Genomic DNA, 18,666 nt, shown 5'->3' on the forward strand with positions numbered 1-18,666 from the left:
CAGCGCGGTTTCACGACGGTTTCAGCCCCCTGGAACCGGCGGTGTGGGGCCGCCCCGCAGGGGCGCCCCACAGGGGCGCGGGGAACTGCGCGACAAGCCCCCACGGACCCGCAGCGAACTCACCCGGTCCGCGCCGTCCCCGTCCCCTTCTCCGCGTCCAGCGCGTACACGCACCGGTCCTTGCTGCACGCGTACACCACGCCGTCCTTGACCACCGGGGCGCCGGTGATCTCGCCGCCGGTCGCCAGTTTCCATCTGAGGCGGCCGTCGTCGGCCTTCAGGGTGTACAGGAGGTGGTCCGTGGAGCCGAAGTGGATGCGGCCCTCGGCCACCGCCGGGGCGCCGACGATGTCGCCGCCCGCCTGGAAGCGCCATTTGGGGGTACCGGTGACCGCGTCGAGCGTGTAGAGGCCCTTGCCGCTGCCGACGTGCACGTGCCCCGCGGCGACCAGTACGGGTTCGATCGACGCGCGCGACTCGGTCGCGATCCGCCACCGGTCCCGGCCGTCCGCCGCGTCGAGGGCGTAGACCGTGCCGAGGTAGTCGGCGAGGTAGACACCGCCGCCCGTGACCGCCGGGCCGGGCGCGAAGGTGGGCGGCGAGAGGAACACGGCCGGGGCCTCGAAGTGCCAGCGGACGTGGCCGGCGGCGACGTCGATCGCCAGGACCCGGGTGCCGGCGGACACGTACACCTGGCCGTCGGGGCCGGGGGTCAGCCGTACCGGGACTCCGCCGCAGGAGGCGGCGTCGCCGATCGGGTAGGACCAGCGCTCGTCACCCGTACGGGCGTCCAGGGCGCGCAGTCGCCCCTCCTGCCAGACGAAGACCGTGCCCTCGTGGATGTGCGGGCCGGCCTCCGGGGACTCGAAGTCCGTCTGGGCGCCGGTGTGCTCCCACAGTTTCTGGCCGGTCGCCGCGTCCCAGCCCTGGACGCCGCCGCCGCGCGTACCGGTGACGACGGTGCCCCGGTCGGCCTTCAGGGAGTACACCCAGGCGTCGGTGGACAGGCGCCACAGGTCCATGCCCTCGCGGGCGTCGAGCGCGAACAGGGTCGGGCCGTCGGAGGCGTGGATACGGCCGTCCGCGACCGCCATCGACCAGGCGACGTCCCTCGTCTTGAAGCGGCGGCGGCCCGTCATCACGTCCAGGGCGTGCACCTCGAAGGAGGTGACGTAGACCAGGTCACCGGCGACGGCCGGGGTCCCCCAGACGTCGTTCGACATACGGAAACGCCAGGGGCGCCAGCCCGCGGGCGACTCCGGGGGCAGCTGCGGCGCGACCGGGACGGGGTTGGGGTCGGCGCCGTTGACGCCGGGGCGGGGGCGCGACCAGGACGCGACGAGGCCGGACTCCGGCGGAGGCGCCTGGACGGCGGCGGCTCGGGCGTCGACGACGCGCGGACCGGGACCGATGGGCACGGGCGCGCCGGCCAGCCGTACGGGGCCGGTGTCGGGCGCTCCGGTGGGCAGCGCGGACGGCATCGGCCCCGGTACGGGACCGGGTCCCGGGCCGCGTCCGAAACCGGGCGCCGGGTCGTGCGAGGGCGGCGGCGGGATCGCCAGCCTGCCGCCGCTGCGGCCACCGGAGGACTGCGGCTTCGCCGCCGGGCGGCCTCCCCGGCGCTGTTCGATGAGGTTCGTCGCCCGTTCGGGCAGCCATGCGGAGGCCGTACCGCTGTCGTCGGAGCCGGAGCCGTACAGATGGGGGGCCAGCTGCGCCTGGAGGTCGGCGGGGTTGGGCCGGTTGGTCGCCTCCATCTGCATACAGGACTCGATGAGGGGGCGCAGTTCGTCCGGCAGGCCTTCGAGGTCCGGGCCCTCGCGCAGCAGCATGAAGACCGTCTCGACCGGGTTCGCGCCGTGGAAGGGGGCGTGGCCGGTGGCCGCGAAGACCAGCATCGAGCCGAGCGAGAACACGTCGCTGGCGCCGGTCACGCTCCGCGAGTCCTTCGCCTGCTCGGGGGACATGTAGGCGGGCGTACCGACGGCGACGTTCGTCATCGTCAAACGGGTGTTCGAGACGCCGGACGCGATACCGAAGTCGATGACCCGGGGGCCGTCCTCGACCACCAGGACGTTCGACGGCTTCAGGTCTCGGTGGACGAGCCCGGCGCCGTGGATGGACTGCAGCGCCTCCGCGACCCCCGCCGCGAACCAGCGCACCGCCTGGGCCGGCATCGGCCCGCACTCGTTCACTATCTCTTCGAGGGAGGGCGCGGGCACGTACGCGGTGGCCAGCCACGGCACGGCGGCGCGCGGATCGGCGTCGACGACGGCGGCCGTGTAGAAGCCGGAGACGGCCCGCGCCGCCTCCACCTCACGGGTGAAGCGGACCCGGAACAGCTGGTCCTCGGCGAGTTCCGTCCGGACCGTCTTGATCGCCACCCGCCGGCCCGAGGCCGAGCGCGCGAGATAGACCAGCCCCATGCCGCCGGCACCCAGCCGTCCCAGCACCTCGAACGGCCCGATCCGCCGCGGATCGTGCTGCGTCAGCTGATCCACCACTTGCCTGCCACCTCCCCGTACGAGCCGCGTCACCTACATATGTACGCGACCCCGTGCAGCGTCTCACCACCGCCACCGCGTTGGCGGCACGCACCCCGATTCTTCCTGGCCGGGGCACAGGTTGCGAACTCGCGTCCGAAACGGGATGTCTCCACCCAAACCGCTGCGAAACACCTTCACGCGGACGCTCTGACGACGGCTCGCGCCCGTTCCTGGCGGTTCATGACAGCCGCTGGCCGCTCATTTTCGGAGGAGTGCGAACGACGCTCCCTGATTGTCCGTGACGACCGCCACATTCCCGTACGAAGTGTCGAAGGGCGGCACCTGGACCCGGCCGCCGATCCGGTTCACCGTCCCGAGCGCCTCCGCCATGTCCTCGACGGCGAAGTGGACCAGGAAATGCGGCGGCATCTCGGCCGGGAACACTTCCGAGACGGCGGCCCGGCCGAAGTCGGGGGCCGCTTCGGGTCCGAAGAGCGCCTCGTGGAAGAGGTTGCCGTAGAAGGTGTTGGCGACGGCCGTGTCCCGGGCGTACAGCTCGGCCCAGGCGAAGGTGCCGGGCTCGTGGCGGCGGCCGAAACCGGGGTGCGTACCGGGCTGCCAGAGGCCGAACACGGCCCCCTCGGGGTCGGCGGCCAGTGCCATGGTCCCCAGTTCGCCCAAGGGAACCGGCGCGGTGATCACCTGTCCGCCGGCCGCGTGGATCCGCGCGACGAGAGCGTGGACGTACGGGCTGGCGAAGTACACCGTCCACACGGTGGGCATCCGGCCGTCGGCCTTGTGGGCGAGGGAGGCGACGGGCTCGCCGTCGCGCAGGGCCCGCGTGAGGCCCTCCTTCTCCTGGAAGGCCCACCCGAAGAGCTCACCGTAGAAGCGCTTGCCCGCCTCGACGTCGGGCAGCTGGGCGTCCACCCAGCAGGGGACGCCCTCTGTGCGGGCGGATGCCCTGTTTTCGGCCATACCGTCAAGTTAACGGTCCTTCACGCATCCCGCAGAGCAGGCGCGGGACCAGGCACAGCCGCCTCTCACCGCCCTCGTACCTCCCGCGCACCCCATTTGCAGTCGGCCGAATCGCGCTCCGATCACCCCTCGGTAAGCTGACGGCATGACAGGACAAGTGCGTACCGTCGACGGCCGAGTGGCGGGTCGGCGTGGGCAGGCGACCCGGCAGAAGCTGCTCGACTGCCTCAGCGAGATGCTCAGCTCCTCCCCTTACCGGGACGTCAAAGTCATCGATGTCGCCCGGAAGGCGGGGACTTCACCCGCCACCTTCTACCAGTACTTCCCGGACGTCGAAGGCGCCGTCCTGGAGATCGCCGAGCAAATGGCCACCGAGGGCGCCGGGTTGACCCAGCTGCTCGCGGGCCGGTCCTGGGTCGGAAAGGCCGGCTGGCAGACCTCCCAGGAACTCGTCGACGGGTTCCTGGAGTTCTGGCGGAAGAACGACGCGATCCTCAGGGTCGTCGATCTGGGCGCCGCCGAGGGCGACAAGCGGTTCTACAAGATCCGCATGAAGATCCTCAACTCCGTGACCAACTCCCTTACGGACACAGTCACCGAGCTCCAGGCCAAGGGCAGGGTCGACAAGGACGTCAACCCCGCCGCGATGGCAGGCTCCCTCGTCGCGATGCTCGCGGCGGTGGCCTCACACCAGAAGGGCTTCCAGAGCTGGGGTGTGAAACAGGCCGAACTGAGGCCGAACCTGGCCCAGTTGGTCCACCTGGGCGTGACCGGCAAGAAGCCGACGAAATAGCCGCATTCCACTTTCCCAGGTTCCGCGGCCTCAGCAGGTCCAAGTCCTGTCACACAGGCGGTGGTTCACTACGGTGAACCACCGCCTGTCGCGCACCGGCGACAAGTTGCTCAGCGCCGCGCGGTACTCAGCGCCGTACGATCCGGAAGATCCGTATCTCCCGTTCGACCCGCGCCTGATAGGTCGCGTACGGCGGCCAGAACGCCAGCAGCGCCTTCCAGGCCGCGTCCCGTTCCTCGCCGGCCAGCAGCCGGGCCGTGACCGGGACGTCCTCCCCTTTCCAGCTGACCTCGGCGTCCGGATGGGCGAGGAGGTTGGCGGTCCAGGCGGGGTGACCGGTGCGCCCGAAGTTGGACCCGATGAGCAGCCAGCTGTGGTTGGAGTCCTTCCCCGCCTCCTCCGGCATACAGGCGAGCGGGGTGTGCCGTGGCAGCCCGCTCTTCGCCCCGCGGACGGTGAGCACCACCCCGGGCAGCAGCTGGGCGCTGAGCAGCACCTTGCCCCTGGTCAGCCGGTGGACGGCACGGTCGAGCGCGGGGACGACGTGCGGGGCGATCCGCGCGAAGGCCCGGGTCGAGGACATCGTCTGGACCGCCTTCACGACCCCCGCCGTTTTCACAGGCATCAGAACGCCACCTCTTTGGTATCGAAGAGCCGCGCGGCCTCGGCCGCGTGCGCCCGGAGCCGGTGCACCGGCCCGAACAGCAGCTCGTCGCCGGCGGCGCGCTTGAAGTACAACTGGGCCTCGTGCTCCCAGGTGAAGCCGATACCGCCGTGCAGCTGGATGCCCTCGGCGGCGGCCGTACGGAGGGAGTCGAGGGCCTGGGCGAGGGCGAGCCCGCCAACCCGCTCGTCCTCGTGGGCAGTTGCCCAGGCAGCGTAGTACGCGGCCGAGCGGGCCGCCTGGACCTGGACGTACACATCGGCGAGCCGGTGCTTGACGGCCTGGAACGACCCGATCGCCCGCCCGAACTGCACGCGCCGCAAGGCGTGTTCGACGGTCAGCTCCAGGATCCGGTCGGCGGCCCCGACAGCCTCGGCGGCGAGCACGGTGGCGGCGACGTCTCCGACGAGGGTGAGGGCCTGTGTGACGGCGTGAGTGAGGGTGTGGGCGAGGTCGGCGCCCGCATCGCCCCCTCCCCCCTCCTCGTCGCCCAGCAACTCAGCCGGTACGTCCCGAAGTTCGAGGCGCGCCTGCGGTCGGGTGGCGTCGAGAGAGGTCTGCCGGGTGCGGACGAGGCCCGGCGCGTCACCGGGGACAAGGAAGAGAAGGGTGCGTGAACGGGCGTATCCACCGGCATGGGCGGCGACGAGAAGGAGCCCGGCGCTGTGTCCGTCGAGAACCTGCCCCACCTGCCCGTACAGCCGCCAGCCCACGTCCTTCCGGGCCGCCTGCACCCCTCCGGCCCGCCCTCCCCCGGCCCAGTCGCGGTCGGGTTCGCCGTTGAGGGAGAGCACGGCGGCCAGTGCGGTGCCAGGGGCAGCGAGCGTGGCGGTCAGGGCACCGGAGGCGATGCGTGGGAGGAGGTCGGCGCGCTGGGCGGGGGTGCCGAGGGCGGTGATGAGAGGGGCGGCCAGCACGGCGGTCGCGAGCAGCGGAGAGGGCGCCAGGGACCGCCCCAACTCCTCTGCTGCCAGGGCGAGTTCGGTCGTGGTGCCGCCGACACCGCCGTGCGCCTCCGGGAGGGCGAGGCCGGGCAGACCGAGGTCGCCGGCGAGGGCTGCCCAGAGGGCGGGGTCGTACCCGGCGGGGGTGTCGACGGCGGCCCGTACGTCGCCGGGCGCGCACCGCTTGTGCAGCAGCTCGCGAAGGGTACGGCGGATGTGGTCCTGCTCGGGGGTGAAACGGGCGTCCATGACCTGCCCCTCCTGGGCGTCCGCGGCGCCCGTCCAGCCGGATCTGACGGTTCGTCATATTAGGGCGGACGCACCCTGCCGCACAGAGCCTGAGCTGATATACCGTCAGATTCGTGCCGAGCGGATCCATGCCGAGTCGACGGCGAACAGGCGGACGGCTGATCGGCGGACGACGGACGACGGACGACGGGAGGACAGACGTGAGCCGTAAGGTCGCGATCGTCGGGGTGGCCCTGTCGGACTGCGGCCGGGTGGACGACGTCACCCCGTACGCGCTGCACGCGCAGGCCGCCCGGCGGGCACTGGCGGACTCGGGGCTCGACCGGGAGGTGGTGGACGGTTTCGCGTCCGCGGGCCTCGGCACGCTGGCCCCCGCCGAGGTGGCCGAATACCTCGGTCTGCGCCCCACCTGGGTCGACTCCACCTCGGTCGGCGGCTCGACCTGGGAGGTCATGACGGCGCACGCGGCGGACGCGATAGCGGCGGGCCACGCGAACGCCGTACTCCTCGTCTACGGCTCCACGGCCCGCGCGGACGTCAAGGCGGGCCGCCGGACCGGGAACCTCTCCTTCGGCGCGCGCGGACCCCTGCAGTTCGAGGTCCCCTACGGCCACACACTCATCGCCAAGTACGCGATGGCGGCACGCCGTCACATGCACGAATACGGCACGACGATCGAGCAGTTGGCGTCGGTGGCGGTCCAGGCGAGGGCGAACGCGGCACTGAACCCGGAGGCGATGTTCCGGACGCCGATCACCGTCGACGAGGTGCTCGACGGCCCGGTGATCGCTGACCCCTTCACCAAACTCCACTGCTGCCTGCGCTCGGACGGGGGCGCGGCGGTGCTGCTGGTGGCAGAGGAGTTCGTACGGGACTGCCGTACGCGGCCGGTGTGGATCCTCGGCACCGGCGAGCACGTCTCCCACGTGAGCATGTCGGAGTGGCCCGACTTCACGGTGTCCCCGGCGGCGGTGAGCGGGCGGATCGCCTTCGAGCGGGCGGGAGTTCGGCCGTCCGAGATCGACTTCGCGGAGATCTACGACGCGTTCACCTATATGACGCTGGTGACGCTGGAGGACCTCGGCTTCTGCGGGAAGGGCGAGGGCGGGGAGTTCGTGGACGCCGCGAAAGGCCGACTGAGGGTGGCGGGCGGCGAGCTGCCGGTCAACACGGACGGAGGCGGGCTCTCTGCCCAGCACCCGGGAATGCGGGGCCTGTTCCTGCTGGTGGAGGCGGTGCGGCAGTTGCGCGGGGACGGGGGCGCACGACAGGTCCGTACGGCTGCGGGAGGCCTGCCGGAACTCGGGGTGGCCTCCGGCACCGGGGGCTGGTTCTGCTCGTCCGCGACGGTGGTGCTGGGCCGGGGGTGAGGGGGGCTGCCGGCGTTCCGTACCGTCACACGCGCGGCTCGGGACCTCGTCCGCCGGCAGGACGTCGGCGATGCGCCACGCCGACGATCCGGGCGCGGCCCTGTTCACGGTCCTCGACGGGCTGGTGACCGACGCGGTGACGAAGGCGGACCTGCTCGACGCGATCGCCCACGCGGGCTCCGAGGTCCGGGCGCCGGTCGACGCGACCTCCACCGACCTCCACCACGTGATCGGCCACCTGCTGACCCGCGCCCGGTCCGTCGGCACGATCCGCGCCGACATCGGCATCGCGGACCTGATGGCGATCCTGTCGGGCATCCTGCTGGCCCCGCACCGGGCGAACGCGACAACCGACCCGCGCCTGGCGCTGGCGAAGCTGTGCGACGAACTGCGGACGGGACCGGACCCGGGGCAGAGGCAGGCCCGGGCTCAGGGGCAGCCCCGAAGGCAGGGGCAACCCCGGAGGCAGGAGCAGGCGTAAAGGCAGGCCCGGGCTCAGGGCGGGACCGGGCTCAGGGCAGGCCCGGGGTCAGGAGCAGGTCCGGAGACAGGAGCAGCCCCGGAGGCAGGAGCAAGCGTAAAGGCAGGCCCGGCCCGGGGTCAGGGCAGGCCCGGGGTCAGGGCAGGCCCGGGGTCAGGGCAGGCCCGGGGTCAGGGCAGGCCCGGAGGTAGGAACAGGACGTAGAGGCAGGCCCGGGCTCAGGAGCAGGCCCGGGGTCAGGGCAGGCCCGGGGTCAGGAGCAGGACCAGAGGTCAGGGGCAGGACCGCCGGGGGTAGGGGCGGCGGCAGGGTGCTGGCGCGCTAGGCGCAGGCCCCGCACAGCCCTCGGTAGGTGACTTCCACCTGGGACACCGTGAAGCCGAAGCGCTCCTCCGCGGGGAGGTCCGCGAGTGGGTTGCCGGTGGGGTGGACGTCCCTGATCGTGCCGCAGTTGGAGCAGATCAGGTGGTGGTGCGGGTGGTGCGCGTTCGGGTCGTAGCGCTTGGCGCGGCCGTCCGTGGCGACCTCTATGACCTCCCCGAGGGAGACCAGCTCGCCCAGGGTGTTGTAGACGGTCGCCCGGGAGATCTCCGGCAGCCGCTGGGCCGCGCGGGCGTGCACTTCGTCGGCCGTGTAATGGACGTGTTCGCCGTCGAGGACCTCCGCAACGACACGCCGCTGGGAAGTCATCCGCCAGCCGCGTCCACGCAGTCGCTCCAGCAGGTCGCTCATGTTGTTCACCTATTCAGGTTCGGTGGAATACACGGATTTTACCAGTGGACGTCCGGGTTCCGATAGGATATGGATTTGTCACACTTCTTGACTTGGACCTTGTCCATTGTAGGATCGCTTACGGCGATGGCCAAGGGATCCGAGGGACAGGAAGAGACTCCAGTACGGCATACGCAGGAGACAGTGAGACGTGACGGCGTGTGTGACCTCCTCCACGTGCCCGACCGTCCCCCCACCCCACCCCCCAGTTCCTGAGCACGAAGATCGTGAGCACGCAGTTCGTGAGCGGTACCGAGATCTGCCCCGTCCGGAAGGATTCCCATGTCTGAGAACCATGACGCGATCGTCACCGACGCGAAAACCGAGGGCACGGGCGGCTGCCCGGTCGCGCACACGCGCGCCGCGCACCCGACCCAGGGCGGCGGCAACCGCCAGTGGTGGCCCGAGCGTCTGAACCTGAAGATCCTCGCGAAGAACCCGGCCGTCTCGAACCCGCTCGGCGAGGAGTTCGACTACGCCGCCGCGTTCCAGACCCTCGACCTCCCTGCCGTCAAGCAGGACATCGCCGAGGTGCTGACCGACTCGAAGGACTGGTGGCCGGCCGACTTCGGGCACTACGGCCCGTTCATGATCCGGATGGCCTGGCACAGCGCCGGCACCTACCGCATCAGCGACGGCCGCGGCGGCGGCGGCGCCGGTCAGCAGCGCTTCGCCCCCCTGAACAGCTGGCCGGACAACGGCAACCTGGACAAGGCCCGCCGTCTGCTGTGGCCGGTCAAGAAGAAGTACGGCCAGAACCTCTCCTGGGCCGACCTCATGATCCTCGCGGGCAACGTGGCCCTGGAGTCGATGGGCTTCGAGACCTTCGGCTTCGGCGGCGGACGCGCGGACGTCTGGGAGCCCGACGAGGACGTGTACTGGGGTCCCGAGAAGGTCTGGCTCGACGACGAGCGCTACACCGGCGACCGTGAGCTGGAGGAGCCCCTCGGCGCCGTCCAGATGGGCCTCATCTACGTCAACCCGGAGGGCCCCAACGGCAACCCGGACCCGCTCGCCTCGGCCCGCGACATCCGCGAGACGTTCCGCCGTATGGCGATGAACGACGAGGAGACCGTCGCCCTCATCGCCGGTGGCCACACCTTCGGCAAGACCCACGGCGCCGGTCCGGCCGACGCCGTCGGCGACGACCCCGAGGCCGCGCCGATCGAGCAGCAGGGCTTCGGCTGGAAGAGCACGTACGGCACCGGCAAGGGCGGCGACGCGATCACCAGTGGCCTTGAGGTCACCTGGACGAGCACGCCGGCCCAGTGGAGCCACGGGTTCTTCAAGAACCTCTTCGAGTACGACTACGAGCTGACCACCAGCCCCGCCGGCGCCAACCAGTGGGTCGCCAAGGACGGTGCCGGTGCGGGCACCATCCCGGACGCCCACGACGCGTCGAAGTCCAAGCCCCCGATGATGCTGACGACCGACCTCGCACTCCGGTTCGACCCGGCGTACGCGGAGATCTCCCGTCGCTTCTACGAGAACCCGGACCAGTTCGCGGACGCCTTCGCCCGCGCCTGGTTCAAGCTCACCCACCGTGACCTGGGCCCCGTCGTCCGCTACCTCGGCCCCGAGGTCCCCTCCGAGACGCTGCTGTGGCAGGACCCGCTCCCCGCGGTGACGCACGAGCTCGTCGACGCCGCCGATGTCTCCGCCCTCAAGGCGCAGATCCTCGCCTCCGGCCTCACGGTGTCCCAGCTGGTCTCCACCACCTGGGCGGCCACGTCCTCGTTCCGCGGCAGCGACAAGCGCGGCGGCGCCAACGGTGCCCGGCTCCGCCTCCAGCCGCAGGCCGGCTGGGAGGTCAACAACCCGGACGAGCTCGCCACGGTGCTGCGCACCCTGGAGGGCGTGCAGTCGTCCTTCAACGCCGCGCAGTCCGGCGCCAAGCAGGTCTCGCTGGCCGACGTGATCGTCCTCGCGGGTGCCGCGGGCGTCGAGAAGGCGGCCAAGGACGCCGGCTTCGACATCGAGGTCCCCTTCACGCCGGGCCGGGTGGACGCGACGCAGGAGCAGACGGACGTCGAGTCCTTCGCCGCCCTGGAGCCGACCGCCGACGGGTTCCGCAACTACCTCGGCAAGGGCAACCGCCTGCCCGCCGAGTACCTGCTGCTCGACAAGGCGAACCTGCTGGGCCTGAGCGCCCCCGAGCTGACCGTCCTCGTCGGCGGCCTGCGCGTCCTCGGCGCGAACCACCAGGGCTCCTCGCACGGCGTCTTCACCGACACCCCCGGCAAGCTGACGAACGACTTCTTCGTCAACCTGCTGGAGCTGGGTACGGAGTGGACGGCCACGTCCGAGGACCAGAACACCTTCGAGGGCCGCGACGCCTCGGGCCAGGTCAAGTGGACCGGCACGCGTGCCGACCTGGTCTTCGGCTCCAACTCCGAGCTGCGCGCGGTCGCGGAGGTCTACGCGAGCGACGACGCCAAGGAGAAGTTCGTCAAGGACTTCGTCAAGGCGTGGGTGAAGGTGTCGAACGCGGACCGCTTCGACCTCGTCTGATCCACCGCTCAGCCGAGTGACCGAGTAACCGAGTGACAGCGTCCAGGCCGGCCCGTACGGGTCGGCCTGGACGTTTTCGTGGACACGGACACGCCCTCACCGATACTCGTCCCATGGCACCTTCTTCTTCCGCGCGGCCGGAACCGGATCTCCACGACCTGCTCAGGACGCTGCGGGTGTGGTCGCCTGAGGTCACCACGCTGCCGGCCTTCGACCCGGAGTCCGCCCCCGCCGACCCGCTCCCCCTCTTCACCACCTGGTTCGCGGAAGCGGTCGCCGCCGGGCAGCCCGAGCCGCACACCATGTCCCTGGCCACGTCGGACGCGGACGGTTTGCCGGACGTACGCACCGTGATGCTGCACGGCGCGGACGCCGACGGCTGGACCTTCGCCTCGCACTCCGGAAGCAGCAAGGGACGCCAACTCGCGGCACACCCCTACGCGGCACTCCACTTCTACTGGCCCGCCCTCGGCCGCCAGATCCGGCTGCGGGGCCCTGTCGAGTCCGCCCCCTCGCCCGAGGCACAGGCCGACCTGCACGCCCGCTCGACGGGAGCACTGGCCGCCGCGCTGACCGGCCGCCAGAGCGAAGTACTGGGCTCGCTGGCCGAGTTGGAGCGCACTTCCCAGGAGGCCTGGGAGCGGGCGCAGCGCGAACCGACCGCCCCCGCCCCGACCTGGACCCTGTACCGACTGCGCCCCGACGAGGCCGAGTTCTTCCAGGGAGACGCCCAGCGCCGCCACGTACGCCTCAAGTACCGCCGTACGGAAGCGGGTTCGCCTGCGAGCTGGCTCAGGGAGCTGCTCTGGCCGTAGGCGGAGCCGGCTCGGGGTCCTGGGCGATCCGCCCGTGCAGGTGGATGTCCCGGAACGTGTCCTGGCGCCGTTCCTCGAACATCGCACCTCGCAGGGTTCCCTCGTACCGGAATCCGCAGCGTTCGGCGACGCGGCAGGAGGCGTCGTGGCCGATGGCGTGACCGAGTTCGAGGCGGTTGAGGCCGAGGCTGTCGAAGGCCCAGCGCGCGCCGAGAGCCAGAGCGCGGGTGGCCACGCGCTTGCCGCGGGCCTCGGGGAGGACCCAGTAGCCGACGCGGGCGACCCGTATGAAGGGGTCGATGTCGTTGACGCCGAGGTGGCCGAGTATCGCGCCGGTGACGACGTCCGTGACGCAGAAGGACACCCGGGTGCCGTCCGGCGCGGTCCCGGAGCGGGTGCCGAGGGAGTCCCGGGCGCTGTCGAGGTCGGTGACCGGCTTCATCGGGGTGTTCCACCGCTGGAAGTCCGGGTCGGTCAGCCCGCGCAGCCACGCGTCGACGTCGGTGTCCTGGTCCGCGCGCCACTGCCGCAGCCGGAGTCCCTGGCCGAGCAGTTCGGGAAACTCGGGCACGGGGTGGGCGTGGGACCGCTCATGAATGTGGGCCATCACCCCATTGAAGCCCGTATGGCTGTACGACTCCCACCCCTCGGCCGGAATACCGGCACACCCTCCCGAAAAGCCACCTCCAGCCCCATCCCGACCCGCAACGCCTCCAGGACGCCCGGCGCCTCCCCCACCACCTCCGTCATCATCCGCGGCCCCTCGTCGAGGTCGACGACGGCGGCCACGTACGGCGTGCGCTCCCCGAAGGGCGGCAGGTCGTTCCGGTACACGACGGACCAGGTGTAGAGCGTGGCCAGCCCGCTCGCGGTCTCCCACGCCACGTCCTCGCTCCAGCAGTGCGGGCAGAACTCCCGCGGATAGTGATGAGCACGCCCACATCCCCCACAACGCCGCACCAGCAGCCGCCCCTCGGCCGCGGCGTCCCAGTAGGGCCGCGTGAAGGCGTCCACCTCGGGTATGTCGAACCGGCCCCGGTCCGTGCCTGTGTCCGCATCCATGTCCACGGCCCCCTGCCGACCACCCGGATCTGACGGTGCGTCAGTCCGTCACGTCAGCTCAGTATGCCCTCACCGCACCCTCGCAACCAGGCCCTCTGCCCCACCGGCCCCGCCCATATCCCCCACAGCCGTGATCAATCCGCAACCAATTCCGGTCTTGACCGAGACCTAACAAGTGAGCATGTGAATACGCTCAGGCACATGGCCGACTCACCGACACCGCCACCGTCCCCCGCCGCCCCCGTGTACGTCATCGGCGGTGGACCAGGCGGTCTCGCCGTCGCCTACGCGCTGCGGGCCCAGGGTGTTCGGGCCGTCGTGCTGGAGCGGGGTGATCAGGTCGGGTCGTCCTGGCGGCGCCACTACGACCGACTGCACCTGCACACCACCCGGCGGCTGTCCTCGCTGCCGGGACTGGCGATGCCGCGTTCCTTCGGGCGGTGGGTGGCCCGGGACGACGTGGTCCGGTACCTGGAGAAGTACGCCGAGTTCCACAAGCTGGAGGTCGTCACCGGCGTCGAGGTGTCCCGGGTCGAGCGGACCGCCGACGGCACCGGCTGGCTGCTGCACGCCACCGGCGGGCGCGAGCTGACCGGCAGCGCGGTCGTCGTCGCCACGGGGACCAACCACACCCCCCGGATCCCCGAGTGGCCCGGGCGCGACACCTACGGCGGCGAGCTGCTGCACGCCGCCCAGTACCGCAACCCGGCCCCCTACGCCGGCCGCGACGTCCTCGTCGTCGGGATCGGCAACACCGGTGCCGAGATCGCCGTCGACCTGATGGAGGGCGGCGCTTCACGCGTACGGCTGTCCGTCCGGACCGCCCCGCACATCGTGCGGCGGTCCACGGCCGGCTGGGCGGCCCAGTTCACCGGCATCGTCGTACGACGGCTGCCGGTGCGCCTCGTCGACCGGCTCGCCGGACCGATGGCCAAGCTCAGCGTGCCCGACCTGTCCGGCCACGGGCTGCCCCGCCCCGACACCGGCCTGTACTCACGGGTGACCGAAGGCTCCATCCCCGTCCAGGACGTCGGCCTCATCGACGCCGTACGGAAGGGGCGCGTCGAGATCGTGGCCGCCGTCGAGAGGTTCGAGGACGGGAAGATCGTCCTCGCCGACGGTGAGCACATCGAGCCGGACGCCGTCATCGCCGCCACCGGATATTTCCGGGGCCTGGAGTCCCTCGTCGGCCACCTCAACGTGCTCGACGCCCGCGGCAAGCCCGTCGTCCACGGCCCCCGCACCCCGAAGAACGCGCCGGGCCTCTTTTTCAGCGGCTACACCAACCCCATCAGCGGAATGTTCCGGGAAATGGCCATCGACGCCGTGCGCATCGCCAAGGCGATCGCGCGGCAGCAGTCCGTCGCGGCGAAGTAGGCCCCCCACTCCCCATACGCCCCTTGGAAGGTGCCGCCCGGACCGTCAGCCCAAGAAGTTCCTCGCACGCCGGTTCCTGACGGAGTGTCAGTTCAGTAACCTGACACTGCGTCAGTTAATTGGCTGTCACACAGGAGCGGGCGGACCGATGCTTGGATCAACCCACGGCACCTTCACCACCGACTCCCGCCGGGCCCGGGTCATCGCCTGCGGCGAGCAGCCCTCGCCTGTCGTGCACGGCAGGCCCGCGGATGTCGACGATCTCGACGTCAGCGGCCGGCCCCTGTACGCCGGCGTACCTGATCTCGACCGGTTCTTCCGGCCCGAGTCCCTGGCGGTGATCGGCGCCTCGGACACCGAGGGGCGGCCGAACACCGGTATCACCCGGCAGTTGCTGGCGTGGGCCGAGCGCGTCGGAGCCCGGCTGCACCCGGTGCATCCGACCCGCGAGGCCGTCTTCGGCATACCCTGCTTCCCTTCCGTCGCCGACCTGCCCGAGCAGATCGATCTCGCCGTGCTCCTGGTCGCCGACCCCCTTCCCGTGGTCGAGCAGCTCGCCGAGGCCAAGGTGCGGTTCGCCGTCGCCTTCGCCTCCGGGTTCGCGGAGACGGGCGAGGCGGGCGCCGAGGCACAGGCCCGGCTGGCCGACGCCGTCCGCCGCTCCGGCCTGCGGCTGCTCGGCCCGAACACCAACCTCAACGCGTTCGAGAACTTCCGCGAGGACCTCGACGGCCCCGCGATCGCCCTGATCACCCAGTCCGGCCACCAGGGCCGCCCCGTCTTCGCCCTCCAGGAACTCGGCATCCGCCTCTCCCACTGGGCCCCCACCGGCAACGAGGCCGATCTGGAGACCGCCGACTTCATCTCCTACTTCTCGGAGCGCCCCGAGGTGGGCGCCATCGCCTGCTACGTCGAGGGCCTGAAGGACGGCCGCGCCTTCCTCCTCGCCGCCGACCGGGCCGCCCGGCGCGGAGTCCCCGTGGTCGCGGTCAAGGTGGGCCGCACCGAGACCGGCGCCCGCACCGCCGCCTCCCACACCGGCAAACTGACCGGCGCCGACAGGGTGGTGGACGCGGCGATGCGGCAGTACGGAGTGATCCGCGTCGACGGACTCGACCAACTCCAGGACACCTCAGCCCTGTTGGCCCGGGCCCGCCGGCCGCTCGCCGACGGGGTCGCCGTCTATTCGATCTCGGGCGGCACGGGGGCGCACTTCGCGGACCTGGCGACCGAGGCCGGACTGAACCTGCCGCAGCTGTCCGCCGGCAAGCAGGCCGAGCTGCACGAGTGGATACCGGACTACCTGAACGTGGCCAACCCGGTCGACAGCGGCGGGCATCCGGTCGGCGACTGGCGCGGCCGGAAGATCATCGACGCGATCCTCGCCGACCCGGCGGTGGGCGTCCTGGTCTGTCCGATCACCGGCCCCTTCCCCCCGATGAGCGACAAGCTCGCGCGGGATCTCGTGGACGCGGCCGAGCAGACGGACAAGCTGGTGTGCGTGATCTGGGGATCGCCGGTCGGCACGGAGTCGGCGTACCGGGAGACGCTGCTCGGCTCCTCCCGGGTGGCCACCTTCCGTACCTTCGCGAACTGTGTGACCGCCGTGCGCGCCCACCTCGACCACGCCCGGTTCACCGCCTCCTACCGCTCCCCCTTCGACGAGGCACCACGCACCCCGTCGCCCAGTTTCCGCAAGGCGCGGGCGCTGATGCGGCCGGGCGAGGCGCTGAGCGAGCACGCGGCCAAGCTGCTGCTGCGGGCGTACGGAATCCGGGTGCCGCGCGAGCAGTTGGTGACCAGCGCCGCGGCGGCCGTCCGGGCGGCGGGGCTGGTGGGCTACCCGGTGGTGATGAAGGCGTCGGGCGGCCAGATCGCGCACAAGACGGAACTCGGGCTGGTGAAGATCGGGCTGACCTCGGCCAGCCAGGTCCGCGACGCCTACCGCGAGCTGACCGACATCGCCCGCTACGAGGGCGTGGACCTGGACGGCGTACTCGTGTGCCAGATGGTCGAGCGGGGCGTCGAGATGGTCGTCGGTGTCACGCACGACGACCTGTTCGGCCCGACGGTGACCGTGGGGCTCGGCGGCGTGCTCGTGGAGGTGCTCCAGGACACCGCCGTACGCGTGCCGCCCTTCGGTGAGGTGCAGGCGCGGGACATGCTGACCGAGCTGCGCGGGCGGGCCCTGCTGGACGGGGTCCGGGGGCGCCCCCCGGCCGACCTGGACGCGCTCGTCGAGGTCGTCATGCGGGTGCAGCGGATGGCGCTGGAACTCGGGGACGAGCTGGCGGAGCTGGACATCAACCCGCTGATGGTGCTGCCCAGGGGGCAGGGGGCGGTGGCGCTGGACGCGCTGGCGGTGTGCGGGCCGGGTCCGGAGGACCAGGACGTGAACCAGCAGCCGCTCTAGCCGCCACACGAAACGGAGCAGCACTCCCATGACTTCCTCCCCCGAAGAATCCAGCACGCCGGAGCTGGGCAGCCCGGCACCGAGCACGTCGGAATTTCCGGAAGGGCCGGAAAAATCCGCCGATGCGCCTGAGACATTGGTACTGCACGCCACTGACAATCAGGTCTCGTGGATCACCCTCAACCGCCCCGAATCCCTCAACGCCATCACCCCTGACCAGCGAGAACGCCTCATCCAGCTTTTCTCGGAAGCCTCCGCCGACCCCGCCGTACGAGCCGTCGTCCTCACCGGCACGGGCCGGGGTTTCTGCACGGGCGCGGACCTGCGAGGAGGTGGCGGACAGGCCGCCGGGGAGCGGATCGCCGGTGACGTGGCCCGCGTCATCCGGCTCGGCGCCCAGCGCCTCATCGCCGCCGTCCTCGACTGCGAGAAGCCGGTCATCGCCGCCGTGAACGGCACGGCGGCCGGCCTCGGCGCCCACCTCGCCCTCGCCTGCGACCTCGTCCTGGCCGCCGAACAGGCCCGGTTCATCGAGGTGTTCGTACGGCGCGGGCTCGTACCGGACGGCGGCGGGGCATACCTTCTTCCCCGCCTCATCGGCCCACAGCGCGCGAAGGAACTGATGTTCTTCGGCGACGCGCTGACCGCCCCGGACGCCGAGCGGCTGGGCCTGGTCAACCGGGTCGTACCGGCCGAGGACCTCCACAAGACGGCCCGCGAGTGGGCGGAACGCCTGGCCACCGGTCCGACCCGCGCCGTCGCCCTCACCAAGCAGCTGGTCAACGCCTCCCTCGACACCGACCGCGCCACGGCCTTCGCCGCCGAGGCGACCGCCCAGGAGATCAACATGACGACGGCGGACGCGAAGGAAGGGGTCGCGAGCTTCGTGGAGCGGCGAAGCCCTCGTTACAGCGGGCGATGATTGCCTTGATTGCCCTACGGGCCTTCACTTCTGACGTTCCGTCAGTTCCAATGGAGGCATGTTGGGACAAGCGGGTATGGCGGCAGCTGCCGTACGTTATCTGAGGTCGGCGGGGTCACCCACAGTGGCGCCCACTGTCGCGGCCCCCGTCGAAGCGTTGCCCCGGCCGGATTTACGGGCGGTCGGCGAGGACGAGCGGGTGCCGGTCGCCCCGGCCGAGTTCCGGCGCGTCCTGGGCAACTTCGCCACCGGCGTCACGGTCATCACCGCCCCGGCCGCCGAAGGTGAGACTTCTCCCGCCGGCTTCGCCTGCCAGTCCTTCGCCGCCCTCTCCCTCGACCCGCCCCTCGTCGTCTTCATGGTCGGCCGTACGTCGAGGACATGGCCGCTCATCGCGCGCGCGGGCGTCTTCTGCGTCAACGTACTGGGCGCCGGGCAGGGCGAGTTGTGCCGGGGTTTCGCGAGAAGCGGCGCGGACAAGTTCGCGGGGGTCGAGTACGACGCGGCCCCGGCCTCCGGTTCCCCGCGCCTCGCGGGCACGTCCGCGTGGGTCGACTGCACGATCCACGCGGTCCACACGGGCGGCGACCACCTGATCGTCGTAGGACGGGTGGACGCGCTGGGGACGGGGGAGGACGAGGAGACTCCGCTGCTGTTCCATCGCGGTGGGTTCCTCTGACCCGGTCGCAGTCCTGCGGAGGCCGCTGACCGTGATGCGTGGGAACGGCGGCGGGACCCCGGTCAGACGGAGACCACGACCAGCGCGCCCTCCAGTCCCTTGAAGTCGTCCGTGTTTCGGGTTTAGAGCGGCAGACCGGGAAGATCCTCCG

At 71.3% G+C, this 18,666-nt stretch carries 16 protein-coding genes; 9 read left to right on the forward strand and 7 right to left on the reverse strand.

What is annotated here, in order from left to right; translation table 11 throughout:
* Nucleotides 1-119 precede the first annotated feature (119 nt).
* Complete coding sequence (gene afsK / locus QA861_RS19145; RefSeq protein ID WP_334589546.1) at nt 120-2,504, reverse strand: protein serine/threonine kinase AfsK; 2,385 nt, start codon at nt 2,502-2,504, stop codon at nt 120-122.
* A gap of 240 nt (nt 2,505-2,744) precedes the next feature.
* Entirely contained in the window at nt 2,745-3,464 is a 720-nt protein-coding gene (gene kbpA / locus QA861_RS19150) for an AfsK-binding protein KbpA (protein ID WP_334589547.1), read from the reverse strand.
* Nucleotides 3,465-3,609: 145 nt separating this feature from the next.
* On the opposite strand from kbpA, the gene QA861_RS19155 reads away from it, so the two are divergent.
* Nucleotides 3,610-4,257: a TetR family transcriptional regulator gene (locus tag QA861_RS19155; protein WP_334589548.1), complete on the forward strand. Its 648-nt coding sequence runs from the start codon at nt 3,610-3,612 to the stop codon at nt 4,255-4,257.
* 127 nt (nt 4,258-4,384) lie between these two features.
* Here the strand turns inward: QA861_RS19155 and QA861_RS19160 are convergent, their stop codons facing one another.
* Nucleotides 4,385-4,882, reverse strand: coding sequence for a nitroreductase family deazaflavin-dependent oxidoreductase (locus tag QA861_RS19160; protein ID WP_334589549.1), 498 nt, complete (start codon nt 4,880-4,882; stop codon nt 4,385-4,387).
* A complete protein-coding gene (locus QA861_RS19165) occupies nt 4,882-6,114 on the reverse strand; it encodes an acyl-CoA dehydrogenase family protein (RefSeq protein ID WP_334589550.1) in 1,233 nt (410 codons plus the stop codon). Before QA861_RS19165 ends, QA861_RS19160 begins: the two co-directional genes overlap by 1 nt.
* 200 nt (nt 6,115-6,314) lie before the next feature.
* Here QA861_RS19165 and QA861_RS19170 point away from each other — a divergent pair, with 200 nt between their 5' ends.
* Both QA861_RS19170 and QA861_RS19175 read left to right on the forward strand, forming a co-directional pair.
* Nucleotides 6,315-7,484 (forward strand): thiolase C-terminal domain-containing protein, encoded by a 1,170-nt coding sequence (locus QA861_RS19170; protein WP_334589551.1) that lies wholly within the window; start codon nt 6,315-6,317, stop codon nt 7,482-7,484.
* Nucleotides 7,485-7,554: 70 nt separating this feature from the next.
* Nucleotides 7,555-7,965 (forward strand): SbtR family transcriptional regulator, encoded by a 411-nt coding sequence (locus QA861_RS19175; protein WP_334589552.1) that lies wholly within the window; start codon nt 7,555-7,557, stop codon nt 7,963-7,965.
* A 321-nt stretch (nt 7,966-8,286) separates the two neighbouring features.
* Here QA861_RS19175 and QA861_RS19180 read toward each other — a convergent pair whose 3' ends face one another.
* Entirely contained in the window at nt 8,287-8,697 is a 411-nt protein-coding gene (locus tag QA861_RS19180) for a Fur family transcriptional regulator (RefSeq protein ID WP_006375535.1), read from the reverse strand.
* Nucleotides 8,698-9,018: 321 nt separating this feature from the next.
* Between QA861_RS19180 and katG the strand changes: the two genes are divergently transcribed.
* Complete coding sequence (gene katG, locus QA861_RS19185) at nt 9,019-11,247, forward strand: catalase/peroxidase HPI (protein ID WP_334589553.1); 2,229 nt, start codon at nt 9,019-9,021, stop codon at nt 11,245-11,247.
* 113 nt (nt 11,248-11,360) lie between these two features.
* Nucleotides 11,361-12,062 carry a pyridoxine/pyridoxamine 5'-phosphate oxidase gene (locus QA861_RS19190; protein ID WP_334589554.1) on the forward strand — a complete coding sequence of 234 codons (702 nt, stop codon included), beginning with the start codon at nt 11,361-11,363 and terminating at the stop codon, nt 12,060-12,062.
* Here QA861_RS19190 and QA861_RS19195 read toward each other — a convergent pair.
* Together QA861_RS19195 and QA861_RS19200 are read right to left on the reverse strand one after the other, a co-directional pair.
* Nucleotides 12,040-12,669 (reverse strand): GNAT family N-acetyltransferase, encoded by a 630-nt coding sequence (locus QA861_RS19195; RefSeq protein ID WP_334589555.1) that lies wholly within the window; start codon nt 12,667-12,669, stop codon nt 12,040-12,042. The two genes, QA861_RS19190 and QA861_RS19195, sit on opposite strands and share 23 nt — an antisense overlap.
* Nucleotides 12,669-13,124, reverse strand: a complete 456-nt coding sequence (locus QA861_RS19200; RefSeq protein WP_334589556.1) for a Zn-ribbon domain-containing OB-fold protein — start codon at nt 13,122-13,124, stop codon at nt 12,669-12,671. Before QA861_RS19200 ends, QA861_RS19195 begins: the two co-directional genes overlap by 1 nt.
* Before the next feature lie 201 nt (nt 13,125-13,325).
* On the opposite strand from QA861_RS19200, the gene QA861_RS19205 reads away from it, so the two are divergent.
* From QA861_RS19205 to QA861_RS19220, 4 genes are all read left to right on the forward strand, one after another.
* Nucleotides 13,326-14,501: a flavin-containing monooxygenase gene (locus QA861_RS19205; RefSeq protein WP_334589557.1), complete on the forward strand. Its 1,176-nt coding sequence runs from the start codon at nt 13,326-13,328 to the stop codon at nt 14,499-14,501.
* A 148-nt stretch (nt 14,502-14,649) separates the two neighbouring features.
* Nucleotides 14,650-16,914 carry an acetate--CoA ligase family protein gene (locus QA861_RS19210; RefSeq protein WP_334589558.1) on the forward strand — a complete coding sequence of 755 codons (2,265 nt, stop codon included), beginning with the start codon at nt 14,650-14,652 and terminating at the stop codon, nt 16,912-16,914.
* Between the two features lie 28 nt (nt 16,915-16,942).
* A complete protein-coding gene (locus tag QA861_RS19215; RefSeq protein ID WP_334589559.1) occupies nt 16,943-17,836 on the forward strand; it encodes an enoyl-CoA hydratase/isomerase family protein in 894 nt (297 codons plus the stop codon).
* A gap of 58 nt (nt 17,837-17,894) precedes the next feature.
* Nucleotides 17,895-18,515: a flavin reductase family protein gene (locus QA861_RS19220; RefSeq protein ID WP_334589560.1), complete on the forward strand. Its 621-nt coding sequence runs from the start codon at nt 17,895-17,897 to the stop codon at nt 18,513-18,515.
* Nucleotides 18,516-18,666 lie beyond the last annotated feature (151 nt).

Source organism: Streptomyces sp. B21-083 (assembly GCF_036898825.1).
In the GTDB taxonomy this organism is placed as follows: domain Bacteria; phylum Actinomycetota; class Actinomycetes; order Streptomycetales; family Streptomycetaceae; genus Streptomyces.

Bases quoted from the DNA above. Each gene is read 5' to 3' on its own strand.
- kbpA (WP_334589547.1), bottom strand. From the start codon at position 3,464: ATGGCCGAAAACAGGGCATCCGCCCGCACAGAGGGCGTCCCCTGCTGG.
- QA861_RS19155 (WP_334589548.1), top strand. From the start codon at position 3,610: ATGACAGGACAAGTGCGTACCGTCGACGGCCGAGTGGCGGGTCGGCGT.
- QA861_RS19160 (WP_334589549.1), bottom strand. From the start codon at position 4,882: ATGCCTGTGAAAACGGCGGGGGTCGTGAAGGCGGTCCAGACGATGTCC.
- QA861_RS19165 (WP_334589550.1), bottom strand. From the start codon at position 6,114: ATGGACGCCCGTTTCACCCCCGAGCAGGACCACATCCGCCGTACCCTT.
- QA861_RS19175 (WP_334589552.1), top strand. From the start codon at position 7,555: ATGCGCCACGCCGACGATCCGGGCGCGGCCCTGTTCACGGTCCTCGAC.
- QA861_RS19180 (WP_006375535.1), bottom strand. From the start codon at position 8,697: ATGAGCGACCTGCTGGAGCGACTGCGTGGACGCGGCTGGCGGATGACT.
- katG (WP_334589553.1), top strand. From the start codon at position 9,019: ATGTCTGAGAACCATGACGCGATCGTCACCGACGCGAAAACCGAGGGC.
- QA861_RS19190 (WP_334589554.1), top strand. From the start codon at position 11,361: ATGGCACCTTCTTCTTCCGCGCGGCCGGAACCGGATCTCCACGACCTG.
- QA861_RS19195 (WP_334589555.1), bottom strand. From the start codon at position 12,669: ATGGCCCACATTCATGAGCGGTCCCACGCCCACCCCGTGCCCGAGTTT.
- QA861_RS19200 (WP_334589556.1), bottom strand. From the start codon at position 13,124: ATGGATGCGGACACAGGCACGGACCGGGGCCGGTTCGACATACCCGAG.
- QA861_RS19205 (WP_334589557.1), top strand. From the start codon at position 13,326: ATGGCCGACTCACCGACACCGCCACCGTCCCCCGCCGCCCCCGTGTAC.
- QA861_RS19210 (WP_334589558.1), top strand. From the start codon at position 14,650: ATGCTTGGATCAACCCACGGCACCTTCACCACCGACTCCCGCCGGGCC.
- QA861_RS19215 (WP_334589559.1), top strand. From the start codon at position 16,943: ATGACTTCCTCCCCCGAAGAATCCAGCACGCCGGAGCTGGGCAGCCCG.
- QA861_RS19220 (WP_334589560.1), top strand. From the start codon at position 17,895: ATGTTGGGACAAGCGGGTATGGCGGCAGCTGCCGTACGTTATCTGAGG.